Consider the following 18,304-nt stretch of genomic DNA (forward strand, 5'->3'; position numbering starts at 1 on the left):
GAGGGACGGATTGAAACCCCAGCTACTTTCGACACTGCCGGGATATTCACGCGATGCGTTCGGGGCGGACCTGCTCGCGGGCATCACTGTTGCCATGGTCGCGATCCCGCTGAGCCTTGCCATCGCCATCGCTTCGGGCGCACCGCCGGCAACCGGGCTGATAACCGCGGGGATCGCCGGGCTCCTGATCTCGCTGTTCGGCGGCAGCCATGTGCAGATCGGGGGACCCACCGGCGCGTTCATCGTCGTGGTCTATGGCGTCATCGCGGCACACGGATATGACGGGTTGGTGCTGGCCACGCTGCTGGCCGGTATCATCCTCCTGATTGCCGGCTTCTTCCGGGCCGGCAACCTGATTGCGCTGGTTCCGGAGTCGGTGGTCAGCGGATTCACCATCGGGATCGCCGTGATCATCGCGAGCAGCCAGATCGGCGATCTGTTCGGGCTGACGACCGGGGATGTCCCGGCAGCCTTCCTGCCGAAGCTCGCCGCCTTGTGGTCGGTCCGCGATACGGTCAACTGGAGCAGTTTCGGGATCGGCGCACTTTCCATCCTGCTGATCCTGCTGTTGCGTGCAGGCTTGCCGCGCTTTCCGGGGTTGATCGTCGCCATCGGCGCGACCTCGGCGCTGGCCGCCGCGTTGGACCTCCCGGTTGAAACCATCCAGTCGCGCTTTGGCGATCTGCCCCGAAGCCTGCCGGCACCACAATTGCCCTACATCTCGTATGCGCGGGTGGTCGAACTTCTGCCATCTGCCCTTGTCATTGCCTTCCTTGCCGGCGTCGAGTCGCTGTTGTCCGCCCTGGTCGCCGACCGGATGATCGGCGCGCGGCACCGTCCGAACGCCGAGATATTGGCGCAGGGGGCTGCAAACCTGGGCTCGGCGCTGTTTGGCGGCCTGCCGGCGACCGGGGCGATTGCCCGGACCGCGACCAACATCCGCGCGGGCGGCCGCACCCCGGTTGCCGGGCTGGTGCATGCCGCGACCGTACTTCTGGCCATGGTCTTCGCCGCAGATCTTGTTGGACATCTGGCGCTCCCGGCGCTGGCGGGCCTGCTGATCCTGACGGCCTGGAACATGAGTGAGCCGCCGAGGTGGCGCAGCTATCTGCGCGGCACCCGCTCCGATACCGCCCTCTTGGGCCTGACACTGGTCCTGACGGTTTTCGTCGACCTTACCGTCGCCATCGGCGTGGGCGTCTCCGTCGGCCTCGCGCTTCGCCTGCGTCGGCGCAGGGTGCCCCCGGCCGACTGGTCGCCTCCCGACCGGTGAACGAACAGGTTTCCCGCTTGCCTCGTCCCGGCCAAGCGGCTATTCCGAGTTGCCTATCCGACGGGAGCCAGAATGGCCAAGAACACATCCGGGCGCGGACAGCGCGACTTGAAAGTCAAGGTAAAGACCGCCCGCGGGCGCAGTCTGAGTTCGACACGCTGGCTGCAACGCCAGTTGAATGACCCCTATGTCAAGCGGGCACAGGCCGAAGGCTATCGCGGACGCGCGGCCTTCAAGATCCTCGAACTGGATGACAAGTTCCGCTTTCTCGTGCCCGGCGCACGGGTGGTCGACCTCGGCTGCGCGCCGGGCGGCTGGTGCCAGGTGGCGGTCAAACGGGTGAACGCCCTGGGCGAGAAGCCAGGCAAGCGCATCGGTACCGTGCTGGGCATCGACTTGCAGGAGGTCGAGCCGATCGCCGGGGCCGAACTGCACCAGCTCGATTTCATGTCGGATGGAGCCGACGCACAGATCAAGGAGTGGCTGGGCGGCAAGGCGGATGTGGTGATGTCCGATATGGCCGCGGCCTCGTCCGGCCACAAGCAGACAGACCATCTGCGCATCATCGCGCTATGCGAGGCGGCCGCCCATCTCGCCTTCGACGTGCTGGAGGAGGGCGGCACTTTCGTGGCCAAGGTGCTGGCCGGCGGGGCCGAGGGCGAGTTGCAGAAACTGCTGAAGCAGAAATTCACCAAGGTCGCGAATGTCAAACCGCCCGCGTCACGGTCGGACAGTTCCGAGAAATTCGTGGTGGCGACCGGGTTTCGCGGCTGATGTAGCCCGCTCTGCCTGTCGGACCGGTCAGGGGGGCGCAGCCCCCCGCCGCTGTCGCGGCTCCCCCCGGAGTATTTCGAACCAGAAAGAAGCCAGGGCGTTTTTTAGGTCGGCGGAACCGTACCCGGGCCTGGCTGAGCGGTTCGAAAGGGGGCGGACAGCGGGCCTTGGGTGATTGGGCGCTGCGCCGTTGCAAGGCATTGCCGGCCCAGGGATTTGCGCGCGCGGGTTTGCAGCAGGATCGCATCCCCGGCGGTGACCGGATCTGCGCCCGAGGTCAGGCGTCTGGCGGTGGTCTCGGACCGGCATTGCTGTCGCAACAACTCGAAAAGCAGCGCGTGCCGCATGAAGTGCGGTTCGGTCGGCATGTGACCTCCGTGGCAGCTTGGGGCAGGACCGCGCCCCGAGCCGCCAGACTGCCATGCGGTTGCGCCGATCCGATGACCCGCATGTGGCGGTTCTGCGGCGCGCTCAGGGCGCCAGACGCATGGACAATTGCCGCAATCGCGGGTCTTCGGGCAAAATGGACAGGGCGCGGCGCAACAGGCTGCGCGCCGCTTCGCGGCCCTCGGTCAGTTCCGTTACCTCGATCAGCACCGGCCAGGCTTCGGCCCGCTGCGGGTCCATCTCGATCACCTCGCGAAAGGCCCGCGCGGCGGCAGGCATGTTGCGCAGCCGGAGCGCGATGCCACCGAGGACCAGGTGGGTTTCGGGGAAATCCAGCCGGGTGGCCAGGGAGCGCTGCAAATCCCCTGCCCCTTCGCGCCAGATGGCGGCCTGGCTGCGGGTCATCGCGCCCTGCGGCAGGTCGATCAACTCTTTGGCTGCAGCGATACGCACTGCGCGCAACGGATCCTGCAGCAGCGGGATCAGCCGTGCGGCACGGTCTTCGGGGGGCAAGGGTCTCTGCATCGCGACGGAACCGCCGCGCACCAGCGGATCACGATCCGCGAGAAGCGGCGCCAGGGTTTGCGCCAGATCGGCCGACACCGCCGGTTGCAGCAGGAAAAGTGCGGTCGCCCGCACGATGCCGGGCTGGGTGTCATCCAGCGCCAAGGCGGCCAGATCGGGGGCCGCGGTAAAGGCATTCTCGATCCCCCGCGCCAGAACCTGGCCGTAATGGGCGCCCCTGCGGGTGCTGTCGGGGAACCATTCAGAGATCTGACCGGCGGCCCAGTCCCTGCCCCGGTCCGTGTGACAGTCGGTACAGGCGTCCGGCCCGCCGGTCTCGGCCCCTATATCGGGGCGCGGAATGCGGAAGGAATGATCGCGCCGCCCGTCGATGCCCATGTATGTGCGCTCGATCATGTGGCAGCTCTTGCACTGGGCCCCTGCGCTGTCGGGCGCATGTTGCGTATGCGCGGGCGTGTCGTATTCGGCCAGGCTCAGGCTGGGAAAATCGGGGTTGCCCGCGGGGGAATGACATTGGGTGCAGACCGCGTTGCCCTCGGCCTTCAGCGTGGCGGCATGCGGTTCATGGCAGTTCACGCAGGAAACGCCGCGCGCATACATCTTCGACTGCAGGAACGACCCGTAGACATAGACCTCGTCCAGGATCTGTCCGTCAGCGTGGTAGAGGCCCGGGCGCAGCACCGACAGCGTATAGGCATCGTGATAGGGCGTTCCGGGCAGCGGATTGCCGTCGGCCAGCGGCTCTCTGCGCGAATGGCAGCCCGCGCATTGTTCGATCAGGGCTTCGGGTCGCCCGGCATCGAGCCCGATCGTGAACCCGAAGGCATCTAGTCCGTCTGCCGGGGCTTTGCCGGTGGCCCAGTCGACATGCGCCGCGCCGGGACCATGGCAGGCTTCGCAGCCGACGCCGATCTCGGTCATACGCGGCTCGTACTTGCGGCTCTGCGGCCGGTAATTGCGGCTGTAACCCGTCGCGTGGCATTCCGCGCAGCGTGCGTTCCAGTTCTTGTAGGGGCCGGTCCAGTGCAGCCCGTCGCTCGGGGGCAGGTCCTGCTCGGGATAGAGCGGATACCACCTGCCCCGCTCGACATCCCAGACCAGGTCGAAACTCTGTTGCCGTCCCGGCTCGGTTTCGAAGAGGTATTGCTGGAGCGGCGCGATACCGGCGACCGAATGCAGGCGATAATCGGTAACCGAACCATCAGCCTCGGTCACTGTGGCGAAGTAATCCCTGCCCTCTCGCCGGAATGCCGCGCTCAGCCCACCGTGGCTGAACTCGGTCCCGTCGAAATCGGCAAGAACCGTATCGGGTCCGGGTTCCGTCCAGGCCAGCGCGTGGTGCGACCCGAACCAGGCGGCGGTCTCTTCTTCGTGACAACCGGTGCAGGCCGCGCTGCCGACATAATCCGGCACCTCCGCAAGGGCCGGGCCGGCCACCCATGCAATGAGAAAAAGCAATCGAAGCATGAATATCCTTTCAGACCAGGGCGTCAGCATCGTCATTCGCTCGAAGGTCCATGAGGGCGCCATTGAACTCGGCCCCGAAGATCAGGATCGCAGAGTTGAGATAGAGAAAGATGAGTGCCGCCATCGCGCCCGCCAGACCGGCATAGGTGGCGCTGTAGGTGGCGAATTCGGAAATATAGATGGAAAAGCCCCAGCCACAGACAGCCCAAAGCGCCAGTGTCACAACGACGCCTGGCAGGATTTGAACCAGAGAATGGCGCCGGGCCGGCAGGAAGGCATGACAGGCCAGCACCCCGCCTACCGGCAACGCCACGATGAATATCCAGCTCAACCGTTCGACCGACAGCCATGCCGGAGCCTCGCCCGGCAGGGCCTCGGTGACCAGGTTGGTATAGATCGGCATGACCACTTCGAAGGCTGCGACGGCCATCACTATGGCCCCGCCCACAAGGACCAGGGCAACGCACAACAGGCGCGACTTCCAAAAGGGGCGCGTGTCGGAGTCGTGATAGGCCCGCGACATCGCTTCGCGGACGGCATCCACACCATTCGAGGCGAAATAGACGGCCAGAACGCCGCCGAGGGTCATCACCCTGGAGTTGGCGCCTGCAAGAACCGCCTTCAACTCCATCACGATGGGTTCGGCCACCTGCTGTGGCCAGGTGCCGAAGATCAGTTCTATCAGGTCATCGGTGACCAGTTCCTGGCTAAGGCTTCCGGCCAGCGCCACGATGAAGAGAATGAAGGGAAACAGCGCCATCATCATCGACATCGCCACATGGCTGCTCATGACGAAACCGCTTTTCGTCTGGAACCGCACCAAGGCCAGCGACAGCGCACGCAGGGGCAGCAGAACAGAGGGATTCGTCAATGCGCTCATGGGGATACTCTAGTGGCATGCGCAGTGGACTCATAGCCCGCAGACCAGACGTTGCGATTGCTTCGCCCCCCGTGCAACATGGCCGGGCGTCAAAAGATCCAAAGGCCGCACGAATGACCACAGGTCCGCACATATCGGATGACCGCCCATTTCGGTTCACGCTGGCACTGGCGCGGGATCTATCAGTGGTGATCACCCTTTCCGTCCTGGCCCTGTATGCCGGTTCCGGCTTCCTGATTCCCCTGGCACTTGCCTTCCTGTCTTTTGTTCTCATCACCGCAGTCAGCGACCGCGTGAGCGCGGCGGTCGGGGCACCGGTCTGGCTGGCCAACCTCGTGGGCGTGGTACTGGTCCTGGCGGGGTTCTTCACCATCATGTTCGTGATCGGCGGACAGGCCACCCAATTCGCCCGGGCAATGGGAAACTACGAAACCGCGCTGGATGGCGCGGTGACGCGGATGGTGGCGCTGTTCGGCCCCGAGGTAACCGGCATCGTCAGAGATACGCTGGCCGGCGTGGACCTTTCCCGCCTGGCGCGGGGCGCCGTCGGCGGGGCGACCTATGCGCTGAACACCTTTCTGCTGGTGTCTCTCTATGTCGCTTTCCTGATGGTGGAACGGCGGACCTTGCAGCACAAGCTGCTGCTCGCCGCCGGCGATCGGCGACTGGGCCAGGACATGGCCAGCGTGATGACCGCCATCTCGACCAGTTTGCAAAGCTATCTGGGCGTAAAGACATTCATCAGCCTGCTGACCGCCGGGATCAGCTATGTCGTGTTTCGTCTGCTCGGGCTGGAGTTTGCCGAAACCTGGGCGGTTCTGACCTTCGCGCTGAACTTCATCCCCTCGATCGGCTCCATCGTGGCGGTGATCTTTCCCGCGTTGGTGTCGCTGGTGCAATTCGACAGCGTGACACCTTTCCTGATCATCGTCCTGTTCTGCGGAACCGTGCAGTTCATGATCGGCAATTTCCTCGATCCCGCTCTGCTGGGAAGGTCGCTGAACATGTCCAGCTTCGTCGTGATCCTCGCCCTGACATTCTGGACCGTTGTCTGGGGATTGATCGGCGCCTTTCTGAGCGTACCGCTGACCGTCTGCATTCTGATCGTGTTCAGCCATATTCCGGCGCTGCGACCCGTGGCTATCCTGATGTCCAAGGACGGCAGGCTGTCGCCGGAAACCTGATCCAGCCCATCAGCGGCAGCGGCATTCGTCCTGTCCTGCGCCGTTGCCCCCGGCCGCAGAATGCCGGCACGAATTTGAGATGTGGCATTTCCGGCAATACTGTCTAACCTGCAGATGTTGAATTTTCGCAATTGCAGCAAGCGCCGGCTGGCTTGAAACCGGAAACTTCGCCGAAGGCCGTCGACCTTGGAAAGGAGTACCCGCCGTGAAAAGCTTATTGTTGTCGCTGGCTTTGGGGTTCATCGCCTTCCCGCTCTTTGCAGATCCCCTGCCCTCGTGGCAGGATACCGAGACCAAGGCCCGCATCATCGCCTTTGTCGAGGACGTCACGGACCCATCATCGGAAAACTACGTGATCCCTGCCGACCGGATCGCCACCTTTGACAATGACGGCAATCTCTGGGCGGAAAAGCCCGTCTATTTCCAGCTGATCTTTGCCATCGACCGGGTGTCCCAACTTGCTGCGGCCGACCCCTCGATCGCCAGATCGGACGCCCTGAAGGCCGCCGCCGCGCGCGATTACGAAGCGGTGATCAAATCCGGCAAGGAGGGGCTGATCGAGGTCATGGCCCTGTCTCATACGGGGCTTGGCACCGAGGATTTCATCGCCGCGGCCAAGTCGTGGCTGGACAGTGCGGTCCATCCCCAGACCGGCCTGCGCTACAGGGACATGACCTATCAGCCGATGGTCGAGTTGCTGCGTTACCTGCGCGACGAGGATTTCCAGACCTTCATCGTCTCGGGCGGCGGTATCCATTTCATCCGCGCCTATGCCGAAGAGGCTTATGGCATCCCGCCGCAGAACGTGGTCGGGTCCCAGACCGTGAACCGCTATGACGTGGTCGACGGCGTTCCGGTCATCGTGAAAGAACCCGAGATCTTCTTTGTCGACGACAAGGTGGGCAAGCCTGTGGGCATAGACACCCACATCGGCAAGCGTCCGATCATCGCCAGCGGCAATTCCGACAGCGATTTCCAGATGCTGGAATATACCGCCGCGGGCGATGGGCCGCGCCTGGGTCTTCTGTTGCACCATACCGACGCGGAACGCGAGTTCGCCTATGATCGCGACGGCCATGTGGGCGTATTGAGCCTCGGTCTGGATGAGGGACCCGGGCGCGGCTGGCTCGTCATCGACATGGCGCGGGACTGGCGCCGGATCTACACGGCCGGGCCGTAACACAGGTTTGACTTCGTCATGTGGACCGCATTCCTATCCCTTGTCGTTCTTGGCCTCTACGTCGTGGCCACGGTGTTCGCCGTGCAGGCCGCCAGGACCGCGCGCACGCCGCAGGGCGCTGTCGGATGGGTCGTGTTCCTGTTCACGCTGCCCTGGGCGTCAGTGCCGCTTTACATGTTCCTCGGGCACCACCGGTTTCACGGCTATCGCATCGCGCGCCGCGAAAGCGAACGGGTCGTCGCAGGGCTGAGGGCCCATGCGGCCGCGACGGCTCCTGACCCCACCAGCCTGAGCGTCAATGCGCGCGCCTTCGAACAGATCGCCCAGATGGCCGTCAGCCGCGGCAACGGTGCGCGATTGCTGGTCGACGGCGACGCTACGTTCAAGGCGATCTTTGACGCCATCGACCGTGCCGAACGCTATGTTCTGGTGCAGTTCTACATCGTGCGCGATGACGAACTGGGTCTGGAACTGCGGGACCGGCTGATTTCCGCAGTCCGGCGCGGCGTAAGGGTACTCTTCATGACCGATGCCATCGGCAGCCACGGACTGGCCGACAGCTACATCGAAGACCTGCGGGACGCAGGTGTCGACGTCGCCGACCCGCGCGACCAGCGCGGACCGAAATTCCGATTCCAGATCAACTATCGCAACCACCGCAAGACGGTTGTCGTCGATGGCAGGACCGGGTTCATCGGCGGGCACAACGTGGGCATTGAATATCTGGGGCAGGACCCCACCTTTGGCCGCTGGCGCGACACGCATCTGGAGATTTCCGGTCCTTCGGTGCTGCAATTGCAGTTGATCTTTTGCGAAGACTGGCACTGGGCGCAGAACGAGGAACTGCTGGATCAGTTGTCATGGGAAACCGTGCTCGACCCGCAGGACCGCAATGCACTGGTGGTCGCAACCGGCCCCGGCGACAGCAGCGAGACCGGCTCGATGATGTTCTTCTCGGCGATAGCGGCCGCACAACACAGATTCTGGATTGCTTCGCCCTATTTCGTTCCGGATCTCGACGTGATGTCGGCACTCAGGAATGCCGCCATGCGCGGCGTGGACGTGCGGATTCTGGTGCCGGAAGTAATCGACCACCGGATACCCTGGCTGGCGGCATTCGCCTATTTCGACGAGATCCGCGAAGCGGGCGTCAAGATCCTGCGCTACACCGACGGTTTCCTGCATCAGAAGGTCTTTGTCGTCGATGACAGTATCGCGGCAGTGGGCACGACCAATCTCGACAATCGCTCCTTTCGGCTGAATTTCGAAGCGATGGCGTTGTTTTTCGACAAGGCAATGGCAGAGGAGATTGCCGAGATGCTGAGACGCGATTTCGAACAGAGCTATGAACTGGTGAAACCGCTTTCCGCCCAGCCCGCCCATATCCGCTACGGCGCCCCGATCGCGCGTCTTTTCTCTCCGATCCTCTAGGGTCGCGTCTAGCGGGGCATCCGGCCTTCGAACAGGCGCGTCATGATCGCGACAAGATAGGCTGTGGAAAGTCCAAAGGCGAGAAGCCCGGCAACCGCGGCGAAGGCCGCAAAAATACGAAGCCCGGATCCCAGCACGACATCGCCGTACCCTACCGTCGTGTAGGTGACGAGAGAAAAATAGAGCGCCTCGTTCCAGTCGCTCAGAACATCGTACCAGATCCACACCCCCGCCCAGAGCCATACCTGAAGCGTGTGCGCCAGTACGATGAAAGCCAGGGAAAGCGTAATGATCCCCGCCGTTCGCAGCCCACGCGTCCAGTGGCGGAACCGGGCCCCCAGATGCGCGATGGAGAGCGTACACCAGACCAGCAGAATGATCTCGATGACGAAGCAGATCCCCAGGTAGAGACTGCCCCACATGATCTGCTCCAAAAGGGTCATCTGTTCTTTTCGCTCAGTTATTATCAGGCGTCAGATTGCAAAAGCTGCCGGGCAGAGACAACCCCGCCCCAGACCATCGGCTGGAAGCGTCAGCGCCCCGACATGCAGGCATCATAGGTGCGGCGATAGATCTTCTGCCTGCGCTTTTCCTCGAACCGTTCCGAAGCCGCCGATCCGGCATAGGCAGGCGCCCCGGCAGTGGCCGGTCCGGACGAGCGTGACACACCGACCGCGACCGAACCGCCCAGCGTAATCGAGGCGCGGCCATCACCAATGGTGATATCGCGAATACCGGCCTGTCGCGCGGCCTTCTCGTGGCAAAGCTGGGCGGCCTCCTGCGCCACTGCAAGCGATGGAAGAAATGAAACAAGAAACACAAACAGTGCGAAACGGGACATCGAAAGCTCCTTTGAGGACCAAATAATGCCCGCAGACCCCGATTACAAACGCGCGTGGCCGGATGCGGCGAATGGTTGCCATTCCGCCCTGCCCGCTGGACAGTGCCACATGCCGCGCCATTCTCTGCCGCAGTACCGCACAGGACAGGATCCCGCATGTTGTTGACCGTCGATCACGTGACCAAGACCTATCCGGGCGGTCCCCCGGTGCTGCAAGGCGCCACTCTTTCTATGAGCGCGGGAGAAACCATTGCCCTGACCGGAGAAAGCGGCAGCGGAAAGAGCACCCTGCTGCACCTGATTGCCGCTCTGGACCGTTTCGACGCTGGCGAGATCGCGGTGGACGGGATCAGCCTGTCCGCACTGGACGACCACGGGCGGGCCGCGGTCAGGCGTGATCGGGTGGCGGTGGTTTTCCAGCAGTTCAACCTGATACCGACCCTGACCGTCGGCCAGAACCTGTCGTTTCACGCCCGACTCGCCAACCGCCTGGATCCCGGCTGGGTGGACGAGATCGCCTCTCGTCTCGGCCTGCAGGACCTGCTGGCGCGATATCCCGAAAACCTGTCGGGCGGCCAGCAGCAAAGGGTCGCTATTGGCCGCGCCATGGCCGTGCGCCCGAAACTGCTTCTTGCAGACGAGCCTACCGGAAATCTGGATGAAACGACAGCCGGTGCCGTGCTGGACCTGATGCTTGATCTTGTGCGGACCTCCGGAACCGCCCTGTTGCTGGTGACCCATTCCCAGGCCGTTGCCGCCCGGCTCGACCGCCATGCTCATCTGGCCGGAGGGCGAGTGACATGATCCGGGCGGCGGCTTCGGCGCTTTGGTCACATTGGCGGCGCCATCCCGTTCAACTGGTGACCCTTCTGGCCGGCATCGCACTGGCTGCCGGGTTGTGGTCGGCGGTGCAGGCGATCAACGCGGAAGCGCGGGCCTCCTACGCAAAGGCGGCGGCACAGATCGGCGCGGATCGGCTCGACAGGCTGAGCCGTACCGACGGCGGACCGATTTCGGTCGAAGATTACGTCACCCTGCGCCGCTCGGGCTGGCAGGTGGCCGCGGTACTTCAGGACCGGCTACGCCTGAATGACACGGTCGTGACCGTTACCGGAATAGACCTTGTTGCCTGGTCGGACCTGCCGGCGATAACCGAGGGAATTGCAACCACGGCAATCACACCGGCCGAAGCCCTGACCGCGCCCGGGCTCGTGTTTGCCCGCCCGGAAACGGCGCAAACCCTGCGCGACCACCCCGGTTTTCCACCGGTCGTGAACACCGACGCCTTGCCCCTCGGCCGCGTTCTGACCGACATCGGCGTGGCCGAAAAGCTGTTGAACAGGCCCGGACAGATCACGCATCTGCTGGTTCTGCCCGATCAACCGTTTGGCGCACCGGACCTGGCCGAGGTCGCGCCGGATCTGACATGGCATGCGGCGCGCGGAACCCAGGATATCGCGCGGCTGACCAATAGCTTTCATCTGAACCTGACGGCCTTCGGCCTGTTGTCCTTCGTCGTCGGCCTGTTCATCGTCCACGGCACAATCGGGCTAGCCTTCGAACAGCGCCGGCCGATGATCCGGACCCTGAGGGCGCTTGGTCTGCCGCTCTCCGTACTGACCCGTCTCGTGCTGCTGGAACTTCTGGCGCTTGCGCTGGCGGGCGGACTGGTGGGTCTCCTGCTCGGCTACCTCGTGGCTGCTTCCCTGCTGCCCGATGTGGCGGTCACGCTGCGCGGCCTGTACGGGGCTCCCGTGGAGGACTCATTGGCGCTGCGGCCGGCCTGGCTGGCCTCGGGACTGGCGATGGCGGTCGCCGGGACGCTTCTGGCCAGCGCACAGGCCCTGTGGCGCTTCTCAAACCTGCCAATTCTCGCGGCGCCGGGCCAGCACGGTTGGAGCGCCCGTCCGCGTGCGATGAAAACCCAGAGCCTGGCAGGCCTGTCGGCAATCCTGATCGGGCTTGCCGCCTTTGCCCTGTTCGACGGACTGGTCGCGGGTTTTGCCCTGATGGCGGGATGCCTGCTGGGGGCCACGCTTTTGCTGCCCCCGGTTCTGGCCGTCGGGCTGATGGCAGCCGACCGGCTGGCGCACGGGCCGGTCGCCGAGTGGTTCGTGGCAGACATGCGCGCGCAACTCCCGAGCCTGTCGCTGGCCCTAATGGCGCTTCTCCTGGCGCTGGCCGCCAATATCGGCGTGGGCACCATGGTGGCAAGCTTTCGGCTCACCTTTGACGGCTGGCTTGATCAGCGGTTGACCTCGACCCTTTATGTCACCGCCCGCGACGATGCGCAGGGCGCAGCGCTTGCCAAATGGATGGCCCCCCGCGCCGATGCGGTTCTGCCGATCCGCTCGGTCGAGATTTCCTCGGACGCGCATCCGCTCTTTGTCTATGGTATCGTCGATCACGACAGCTACCGCGAGCACTGGCCGCTGATCGCTGCCGGTGCAGATGTCTGGGATCGCGTGACGACCGGCCAGGCCGCGCTGGTCAACGAACAGATGGCCCGGCGGGACGGGCTTTGGCCCGGTTCGGTGGTAACCCTGGCGCCGGGCTGGGAGTTGCCGGTGGCCGGGGTCTATTCCGACTATGGCAACCCGACGGGACAGGCGATCGTGGCGCTCGACCTGTTGCTGATGCACTTCCCGAACGTACCCAATACCCGTTTTGGCGTGCACCTTCCCATGGACCGGGCGGCGCAGCTTGCCGAAGACCTGGGCCGCGATTTCGGACTGCCGCCTGATGCAGTCATCCTGCAAGGGGCGCTGAAGGCGCAGTCGCGCGCGATCTTCGAGAAAACCTTCGTGGTGACCGGGGCGCTGAACGTGCTGACGCTCGGGGTGGCCGGCTTTGCCATCCTCACCAGCCTGCTGACCCTGTGGACCCAGCGCCTGCCGCAACTGGCGCCGGTCTGGGCACTTGGGCTGACCCGTGCGCAGCTGGCCCGGCTCGAGCTTTGGCGTGCGCTCGCCCTGGCGACGATGACCGCAGTGCTGGCCCTGCCGCTGGGCCTGTTGCTGGCATGGCTTCTGCTGGCGGTTGTCAATGTCGCCGCATTCGGCTGGCGACTGCCGATGCATCTTTTTCCATATGACTGGCTGCGTCTTTTCACGCTTGCCTTGATCACTGCGGGACTGGCGGCCACCCTGCCTGCCCTGCGCCTGCGGCGCCTGCCTCCTGCGCATCTTCTGAAAGTCTTTGCCAATGAACGTTGAGCCCATGCGCTTCGCCCTGCTCTGACCCTGGACCGACTGAGCACAGGGTTTCGCCGGGTTGCTCGGCCGTGTCGTAAAGATCCCGTTGGGGATTCAACTCATCGCACTCGGCATTCACGTCACAGAGGCCGAGGGATAAGTCCATCCGGGGAAAGAGGAACCGCGGTCCGCAGCCGATCTGTGCAACAGAGTTCCTTGGTCAAGCCTTTTCCGCATTGCCGAAACCGGGGCCCGAAACACAGAATTGATCACAACCCATCAAGAGCTTAGGAAAAAATTGCCGGGAAAAAGCAAGATGGCGCACCATGAAGGAGAAAGTTCGAACACTTTGCTCGAGGCCCTTGAAGAGTGGGGCCGTCATCTCGCACAACCAGCGGAGGGAATGGGACTAGGATCGAACGTTCTCCAGCATCTGAAAGCCTGTTCCAAGCAAGTTAGATCTTCCAAAAAAGAACGCTATCCGCCCTTCCCTTCTACGATCGCCCCAGTCTCCGGTATCCCCAGCGCTTCAGCGATTTCTGAACCGACCTCATATTCCTGCAAGCTTCCCAGAGAGTAGGGTGGGAACCGTACGGTGCCGTTTGGTATAGGCTTGCATCGGACAGACATGCCATCTTTCAGCGCAGCTTCAATCACCTCAAGAGGGTCCTCCGTTGTGATGACTTGACCGCCATACCGGTTCTCGCCCTTCGGTCTGAACATGTAACCTGGATTTTTGCTGCCACCATTCCTGGCGAGCCGGTAGAGATTTCCATCGGCGTGGCGAAAGACAACACGGCGGGTTCTTGTAAGATTTGTCAAAAGACGTCCTCCTGAATCTTGATATATAGAGCCAGCGCATTCACTAACCCACGTCAACTCTCCGATCTGACGGAGGGAATGGGCCTGACGTTCAACCTTCTCTGGCTCGAAGGCACCTTCCAGCGAGCGATCAGTAATGGTCCAGATCATTCATATCACCGAAAAAACCGCTTGGCGATCATCACGAAAAGTCGCCGATCAACTGTCGCGCGGCAGGTACTCTTGGTCTATTTGGCAAAGAGCCTCTTTGCGGCACCGCAATGATACCGAAATATTCTGTGTCGCCATGATGCGGGTAGAGCAACGCGACGTTAAAGCAACCATTGAGGCTTCCGTAAGCCATGATCTGACAGACGGGCGTTTGACTGAGACCATGCTTCGGACCATCGATCCGCTGGGTCACGCTGGCATTGGCCCACCGCGCGCCACGAACGCCCCATTTCGATACCTTGGCTTGGCGTAAACGAAAGGTGTTCCATCCGGGTTTTGCACGCTGCCTCCCGCAGCGCGCAGCACCGCATCCCCGGCGGCTGTGTCCCATTCCATGGTCGTCCCGAAGCGCGGATAGACATCAGCCTCCCCCGCCGCGACAAAGCAGAATTTCAGCGACGAACCGATCGAGACGGTGTTGGTGATACCCTCGGCCGCCAGCCAGGCGTCAGTTTCCGCATCTCGGTGCGAAGCGCTGGCGACGGCGATACGCCCGGCGCCGCTGGCTGTGCGCGTGGTGATGGGTCGCGCGCCGGTGCCACGATCCTCGGTGGCGCCAACCCCAACCGCGCCACAGAACAGTTGGTTCAGCGCCGGGGCATAGACGATGCCCATGACCGGAACGCCCCCCTCGATCAACGCGATGTTCACCGTGAACGAACCTTTGCCGTCACGCTTGAGGAATTCCTTGGTGCCATCCAGCGGATCGACCAGGAAAAACCGCTCAGGCGCATCCAGACCGTGGCTGTCCGCGTTTTCCTCGGACACAATGGGAATATCGGGTGCGATCCGGGCCAGCGCGGTCAGGATCACCGCCTCGGCCGCGACGTCGGCGGCGGTGACGGGGCTGCCGTCGCCCTTCTGGTCTGCCTGCGGCGGTTGGGCATAGATCTCCATGATCCGGGCACCGGCGTCGCGGACAACTGGCGTCAGGGCGGCGATCAGAGTTTCATGGCTGTGCATCGGTGTCATCCTTCCGTTCCGATCAGGCCCATTTGTTCCAGTTTCAGGATCACTTGCTGGGCGCAATAGTCGACATCGAGCCCCTCAGTATTGACTCGCAGTTCAGGGGTTTCGGGGGCCTCGTAGGGGTCAGAGATCCCGGTGAATTCCTTGATCTTGCCCTCGCGCGCCAGCTTATACAGACCCTTGCGGTCGCGCTTTTCGCATTCCTCGACCGGGGTTGCTACGTGAACTTCGACAAAGGCGCCGTAGGCCTCGGTCATCTCGCGCACGGCACGGCGGGTCGCGGTATAGGGCGCGATGGGGGCGCAGATCGCGATGCCGCCGTTCTTGGTGATCTCGGACGCGACATAGCCGATGCGCTTGATGTTGATGTCACGGTGTTCCTTCGAGAACCCCAACTCGCTGGACAGATGCTTGCGCACCACGTCGCCGTCCAGCAGCGTCACCGGGCGCCCCCCCATCTCCATCAGCTTGACCATCAGCGCGTTTGCGATGGTGGACTTGCCCGACCCGGACAGGCCGGTAAAGAACACGGTAAAGCCCTGCTTGGCGCGCGGCGGCGATGTACGGCGCAGTTCTCGCACCACCTCGGGGAAGCTGAACCACTCGGGTATCTCCAACCCCTCGCGCAACCGGCGGCGCAGTTCCGTGCCCGAGATATCGAGCACGGTGTCGCCCTTCGGCACCTCGTTCGCGGGGTAATACTGCGCCTTCTCCTGCACGTAGACCATGTGCTTGAAATCGACCATGGTCACGCCGATCTCGGCTTCGTGCTGCTTGAACAGTTCTTGCGCGTCATAGGGGCCGTAGAAATCCTGGCCCTGGCGGTTCTTGCCTGGGCCCGCGTGATCGCGGCCCACAATGAAATGCGTGCACCCGTGGTTCTTGCGGATCAGCCCGTGCCAGACGGCCTCGCGCGGGCCGGCCATGCGCATCGCCAGGTTCAGAAGGCTCATGGTGGTGGTCGCGGACGGGTATTTGTCCAGCACCGCCTCGTAGCACCGCACGCGGGTGAAGTGGTCGACGTCGCCCGGCTTGGTCATGCCCACCACGGGGTGGATCAGCAGGTTCGCCTGGGCCTCTCGGGCCGCGCGAAAGGTCAGTTCCTGATGTGCGCGGTGCAGCGGGTTGCGGGTCTGGAAGGCGACAATCTTGCGCCAACCCAGCTTGCGAAAGCGCGCGCGCAATTCGTTCGGCGTGTCGCGGCGGGCGCGGAAATCATAGTGCACGGGCGGCTGGATCCCGGTCACCGGGCCACCCAGATAGACGCTGCCCGCCGTGTGGTGCAAGTAGTTCACGGCCGGATGAGCCAAGTCATCGGCACCAAACACCTGCCGCGCCTCGCGCGGTTTGTCGGGGGTCCATTTGTCTGTGACGGTCATGGTCGCCAGGATGACGCCTTCGGCGTCGCGCAGCGCGATATCCTGGCCCGGCTCGATACCCTCGGCGAATTTCTCGGTCACGTCCAACGTGATCGGCATGGGCCACAGCGTCCCGTCAGCCAGACGCATGCTGTCCACGACGCTGTCATAATCCCCCTCGCCCAGGAACCCCTTGAGCGGCGCGAAACCACCGTTCATCAGCAGTTCCAGATCGCATACCTGCCGCGCGCTGAGATCCCAGGACGGCAAACTGGCCGCTTCGACCTTCAGCTTTTGCGACGATTCGTATGAAACGTAGAGTTCGGGGATAGGGGCGTGAATCATGCTCATTCCTGCCTGTTGTGCAAAGTTGATCTGGCCATGCCCGGCGGCATGGCGGTGAGGGGCATGCGGTTAGGTCAGTTGACGAACGTGGCGCTGTAGGCGGCATAGCGGGCGCGAACCCATTCGTCGTCCAGCCCGAATTCGGCCAGGGAATAGGCGTGCTCGCCGTGTTTACCCTTGGGGTTGTTTGCGTGATGCTGCGCGATGGCGGCGCGGCGTGTTTCGGCCAGGCTCAAGCCGCAGAAACCATAGATCCGCTCGACCGTCGCCAGCGGGTCGGCCATCATGTCGGTATAGCGCACGTCGAGGATCCGGTCGGGATGCGTGCTGCGCACCGCATCCATCTTGGCCAGCGACACATCCGTCATGTCGACGATCGTTTCGGCCTCGCGCGCAGGATCCGGCGCGTTGACCGCCAGAATCCGCGTGGTGCGCCCAAGGCTGAAATAGCTGCCCATCTGCTCGATCATGTCACGATGCGTGATGATGACCTTGGCCTCGGGCAGTGCGGCCAGAAGTTCGGCGATACCGTCGTTGTGGTCAGGGGCCTTCAGCACCAGCCGCTGTCCCGGATAGACCCCCTGCAGATAGCGCAGTTGATCGGCGTAATCGGCATATTTCGCGGTTTTGTCGGCGCGTGACACCCAGCGCTGATAGCCATGCACGGGCGCCAGGTTCCAATACAGCCGCGACACCATGGATTGCGCGGTCATCCAGAAGCATTCCTCGGGACTTTCGGGGCGGATCAGGTGGATCCCGTCCAGTTCGGGGGTCAGCGCGCGGCGCACCTCCAGGAACGCGGTCGCTTCGGTCAGCCGCGCTTCGGGCGTGTCTTGCGGGTTCAGGGGGATGGGGCGGCGCACTTGCCAATAGGGCAGCGAGGCATGCGCCGGATCCGCCGCCAGCAATCGGTGCAAAAAGGTGGTGCCGGTTCGCGGAAGGCCGGTGACGATGATCGGCGCCAGCAGGTCCGCCCGCGTCTGCCCCTGCGCGCGGGCGCGCTGCAACAGCAGGCGATTGACCAGTTGCGCCTTGATGACACCCGCCGCCATCATGCGGCCATAGGGGTTGAGGTTGGCGTCCTCTTCCAAGGATATGCAGAGCCGTGACAGCCCTGTCCGTCGTCAGGGTTTTTCGGACTTCGCAGGCCGTTTCGTAACGGAGGCTCTGGTTCGGTTTCTGTTTAAGTTTAAGCGGCAGCTGCTTGGTGCTGCAAGCGGCGTTGCCGGATTGTCTGTTTCTTGATCTCCTCTCTCATCTTCAGGATCTTCGCGCCGCGACCATGGTAGACGTCGGCCGGGGTCAGGTTTGCCAGGCTCTCGTGATATCGGTGGTTGTTGTAGTGGTCGACGAAGGCGCCGATCTGGCGTTCCAACTCGCCGGGCAGGAAGTAGTTTTCCAGCAGAACGCGGTTCTTCATGGTCTGGTGCCAGCGCTCGATCTTGCCCTGGGTTTGTGGATGAT

At 63.3% G+C, this 18,304-nt stretch carries 17 protein-coding genes; 7 read left to right on the top strand and 10 right to left on the bottom strand.

The annotated features are described in order from the left end of the window. Positions 1-10: 10 nt before the first annotated feature. Together BLT75_RS02265 and BLT75_RS02270 are read left to right on the top strand one after the other, a co-directional pair. The gene (locus BLT75_RS02265; RefSeq protein WP_093027238.1) at positions 11-1,273 is read left to right on the top strand and encodes a SulP family inorganic anion transporter; all 1,263 of its coding nucleotides are present in this window, start codon (positions 11-13) and stop codon (positions 1,271-1,273) included. A 72-nt stretch (positions 1,274-1,345) separates the two neighbouring features. After that, complete coding sequence (locus BLT75_RS02270) at positions 1,346-2,047, top strand: RlmE family RNA methyltransferase (RefSeq protein WP_093027240.1); 702 nt, start codon at positions 1,346-1,348, stop codon at positions 2,045-2,047. Positions 2,048-2,151: 104 nt separating this feature from the next. Here BLT75_RS02270 and BLT75_RS02275 read toward each other — a convergent pair whose 3' ends face one another. The 3 genes from BLT75_RS02275 to BLT75_RS02285 all read right to left on the bottom strand — a co-directional run bounded on the left by BLT75_RS02275 (position 2,152) and on the right by BLT75_RS02285 (position 5,306). Beyond that, positions 2,152-2,415: a hypothetical protein gene (locus BLT75_RS02275; protein WP_093027242.1), complete on the bottom strand. Its 264-nt coding sequence runs from the start codon at positions 2,413-2,415 to the stop codon at positions 2,152-2,154. A gap of 103 nt (positions 2,416-2,518) precedes the next feature. Further along, positions 2,519-4,426, bottom strand: a complete 1,908-nt coding sequence (locus tag BLT75_RS02280; RefSeq protein ID WP_093027369.1) for a multiheme c-type cytochrome — start codon at positions 4,424-4,426, stop codon at positions 2,519-2,521. Positions 4,427-4,436: 10 nt separating this feature from the next. Next, on the bottom strand, positions 4,437-5,306 hold the full coding sequence (locus BLT75_RS02285) for a YihY/virulence factor BrkB family protein (RefSeq protein ID WP_093027244.1): 870 nt from the start codon (positions 5,304-5,306) through the stop codon (positions 4,437-4,439). 113 nt (positions 5,307-5,419) lie between these two features. Between BLT75_RS02285 and BLT75_RS02290 the strand changes: the two genes are divergently transcribed. From BLT75_RS02290 to cls, 3 genes are all read left to right on the top strand, one after another. Continuing rightward, complete coding sequence (locus tag BLT75_RS02290; RefSeq protein ID WP_093027246.1) at positions 5,420-6,490, top strand: AI-2E family transporter; 1,071 nt, start codon at positions 5,420-5,422, stop codon at positions 6,488-6,490. A gap of 205 nt (positions 6,491-6,695) precedes the next feature. Beyond that, positions 6,696-7,670: an HAD family hydrolase gene (locus BLT75_RS02295; protein ID WP_093027248.1), complete on the top strand. Its 975-nt coding sequence runs from the start codon at positions 6,696-6,698 to the stop codon at positions 7,668-7,670. A gap of 18 nt (positions 7,671-7,688) precedes the next feature. After that, positions 7,689-9,101: a cardiolipin synthase gene (gene cls, locus BLT75_RS02300; protein WP_093027250.1), complete on the top strand. Its 1,413-nt coding sequence runs from the start codon at positions 7,689-7,691 to the stop codon at positions 9,099-9,101. Positions 9,102-9,109: 8 nt separating this feature from the next. Here cls and BLT75_RS02305 read toward each other — a convergent pair whose 3' ends face one another. Both BLT75_RS02305 and BLT75_RS02310 read right to left on the bottom strand, forming a co-directional pair. Beyond that, positions 9,110-9,544 (bottom strand): potassium channel family protein, encoded by a 435-nt coding sequence (locus tag BLT75_RS02305; protein WP_093027252.1) that lies wholly within the window; start codon positions 9,542-9,544, stop codon positions 9,110-9,112. 89 nt (positions 9,545-9,633) lie between these two features. Continuing rightward, positions 9,634-9,942: a P1/P2 acidic ribosomal protein gene (locus BLT75_RS02310; RefSeq protein ID WP_093027254.1), complete on the bottom strand. Its 309-nt coding sequence runs from the start codon at positions 9,940-9,942 to the stop codon at positions 9,634-9,636. A 156-nt stretch (positions 9,943-10,098) separates the two neighbouring features. Between BLT75_RS02310 and BLT75_RS02315 the strand changes: the two genes are divergently transcribed. Both BLT75_RS02315 and BLT75_RS02320 read left to right on the top strand, forming a co-directional pair. Next, positions 10,099-10,746, top strand: a complete 648-nt coding sequence (locus tag BLT75_RS02315) for an ABC transporter ATP-binding protein (protein ID WP_176827806.1) — start codon at positions 10,099-10,101, stop codon at positions 10,744-10,746. Next, positions 10,743-13,157, top strand: coding sequence for an ABC transporter permease (locus tag BLT75_RS02320; protein ID WP_093027256.1), 2,415 nt, complete (start codon positions 10,743-10,745; stop codon positions 13,155-13,157). Before BLT75_RS02315 ends, BLT75_RS02320 begins: the two co-directional genes overlap by 4 nt. 456 nt (positions 13,158-13,613) lie before the next feature. Here the strand turns inward: BLT75_RS02320 and BLT75_RS24000 are convergent, their stop codons facing one another. The 5 genes from BLT75_RS24000 to BLT75_RS02345 all read right to left on the bottom strand — a co-directional run. Next, the gene (locus tag BLT75_RS24000; protein ID WP_143028497.1) at positions 13,614-14,108 is read right to left on the bottom strand and encodes a hypothetical protein; all 495 of its coding nucleotides are present in this window, start codon (positions 14,106-14,108) and stop codon (positions 13,614-13,616) included. 249 nt (positions 14,109-14,357) lie between these two features. After that, positions 14,358-15,131: a 3'(2'),5'-bisphosphate nucleotidase CysQ gene (gene cysQ, locus BLT75_RS02330; RefSeq protein WP_218128826.1), complete on the bottom strand. Its 774-nt coding sequence runs from the start codon at positions 15,129-15,131 to the stop codon at positions 14,358-14,360. Between the two features lie 5 nt (positions 15,132-15,136). Continuing rightward, positions 15,137-16,840, bottom strand: coding sequence for a bifunctional sulfate adenylyltransferase/adenylylsulfate kinase (locus tag BLT75_RS02335; protein ID WP_425441108.1), 1,704 nt, complete (start codon positions 16,838-16,840; stop codon positions 15,137-15,139). A 74-nt stretch (positions 16,841-16,914) separates the two neighbouring features. Further along, on the bottom strand, positions 16,915-17,931 hold the full coding sequence (locus BLT75_RS02340; protein ID WP_093027264.1) for a sulfotransferase family protein: 1,017 nt from the start codon (positions 17,929-17,931) through the stop codon (positions 16,915-16,917). Between the two features lie 98 nt (positions 17,932-18,029). Further along, a partial coding sequence (locus BLT75_RS02345) for an integrase core domain-containing protein (protein ID WP_143028498.1) occupies positions 18,030-18,304 on the bottom strand: 275 nt, incomplete at its 5' end.

Source organism: Ruegeria marina (genome assembly GCF_900101475.1).
In the GTDB taxonomy this organism is placed as follows: domain Bacteria; phylum Pseudomonadota; class Alphaproteobacteria; order Rhodobacterales; family Rhodobacteraceae; genus Ruegeria_B; species Ruegeria_B marina.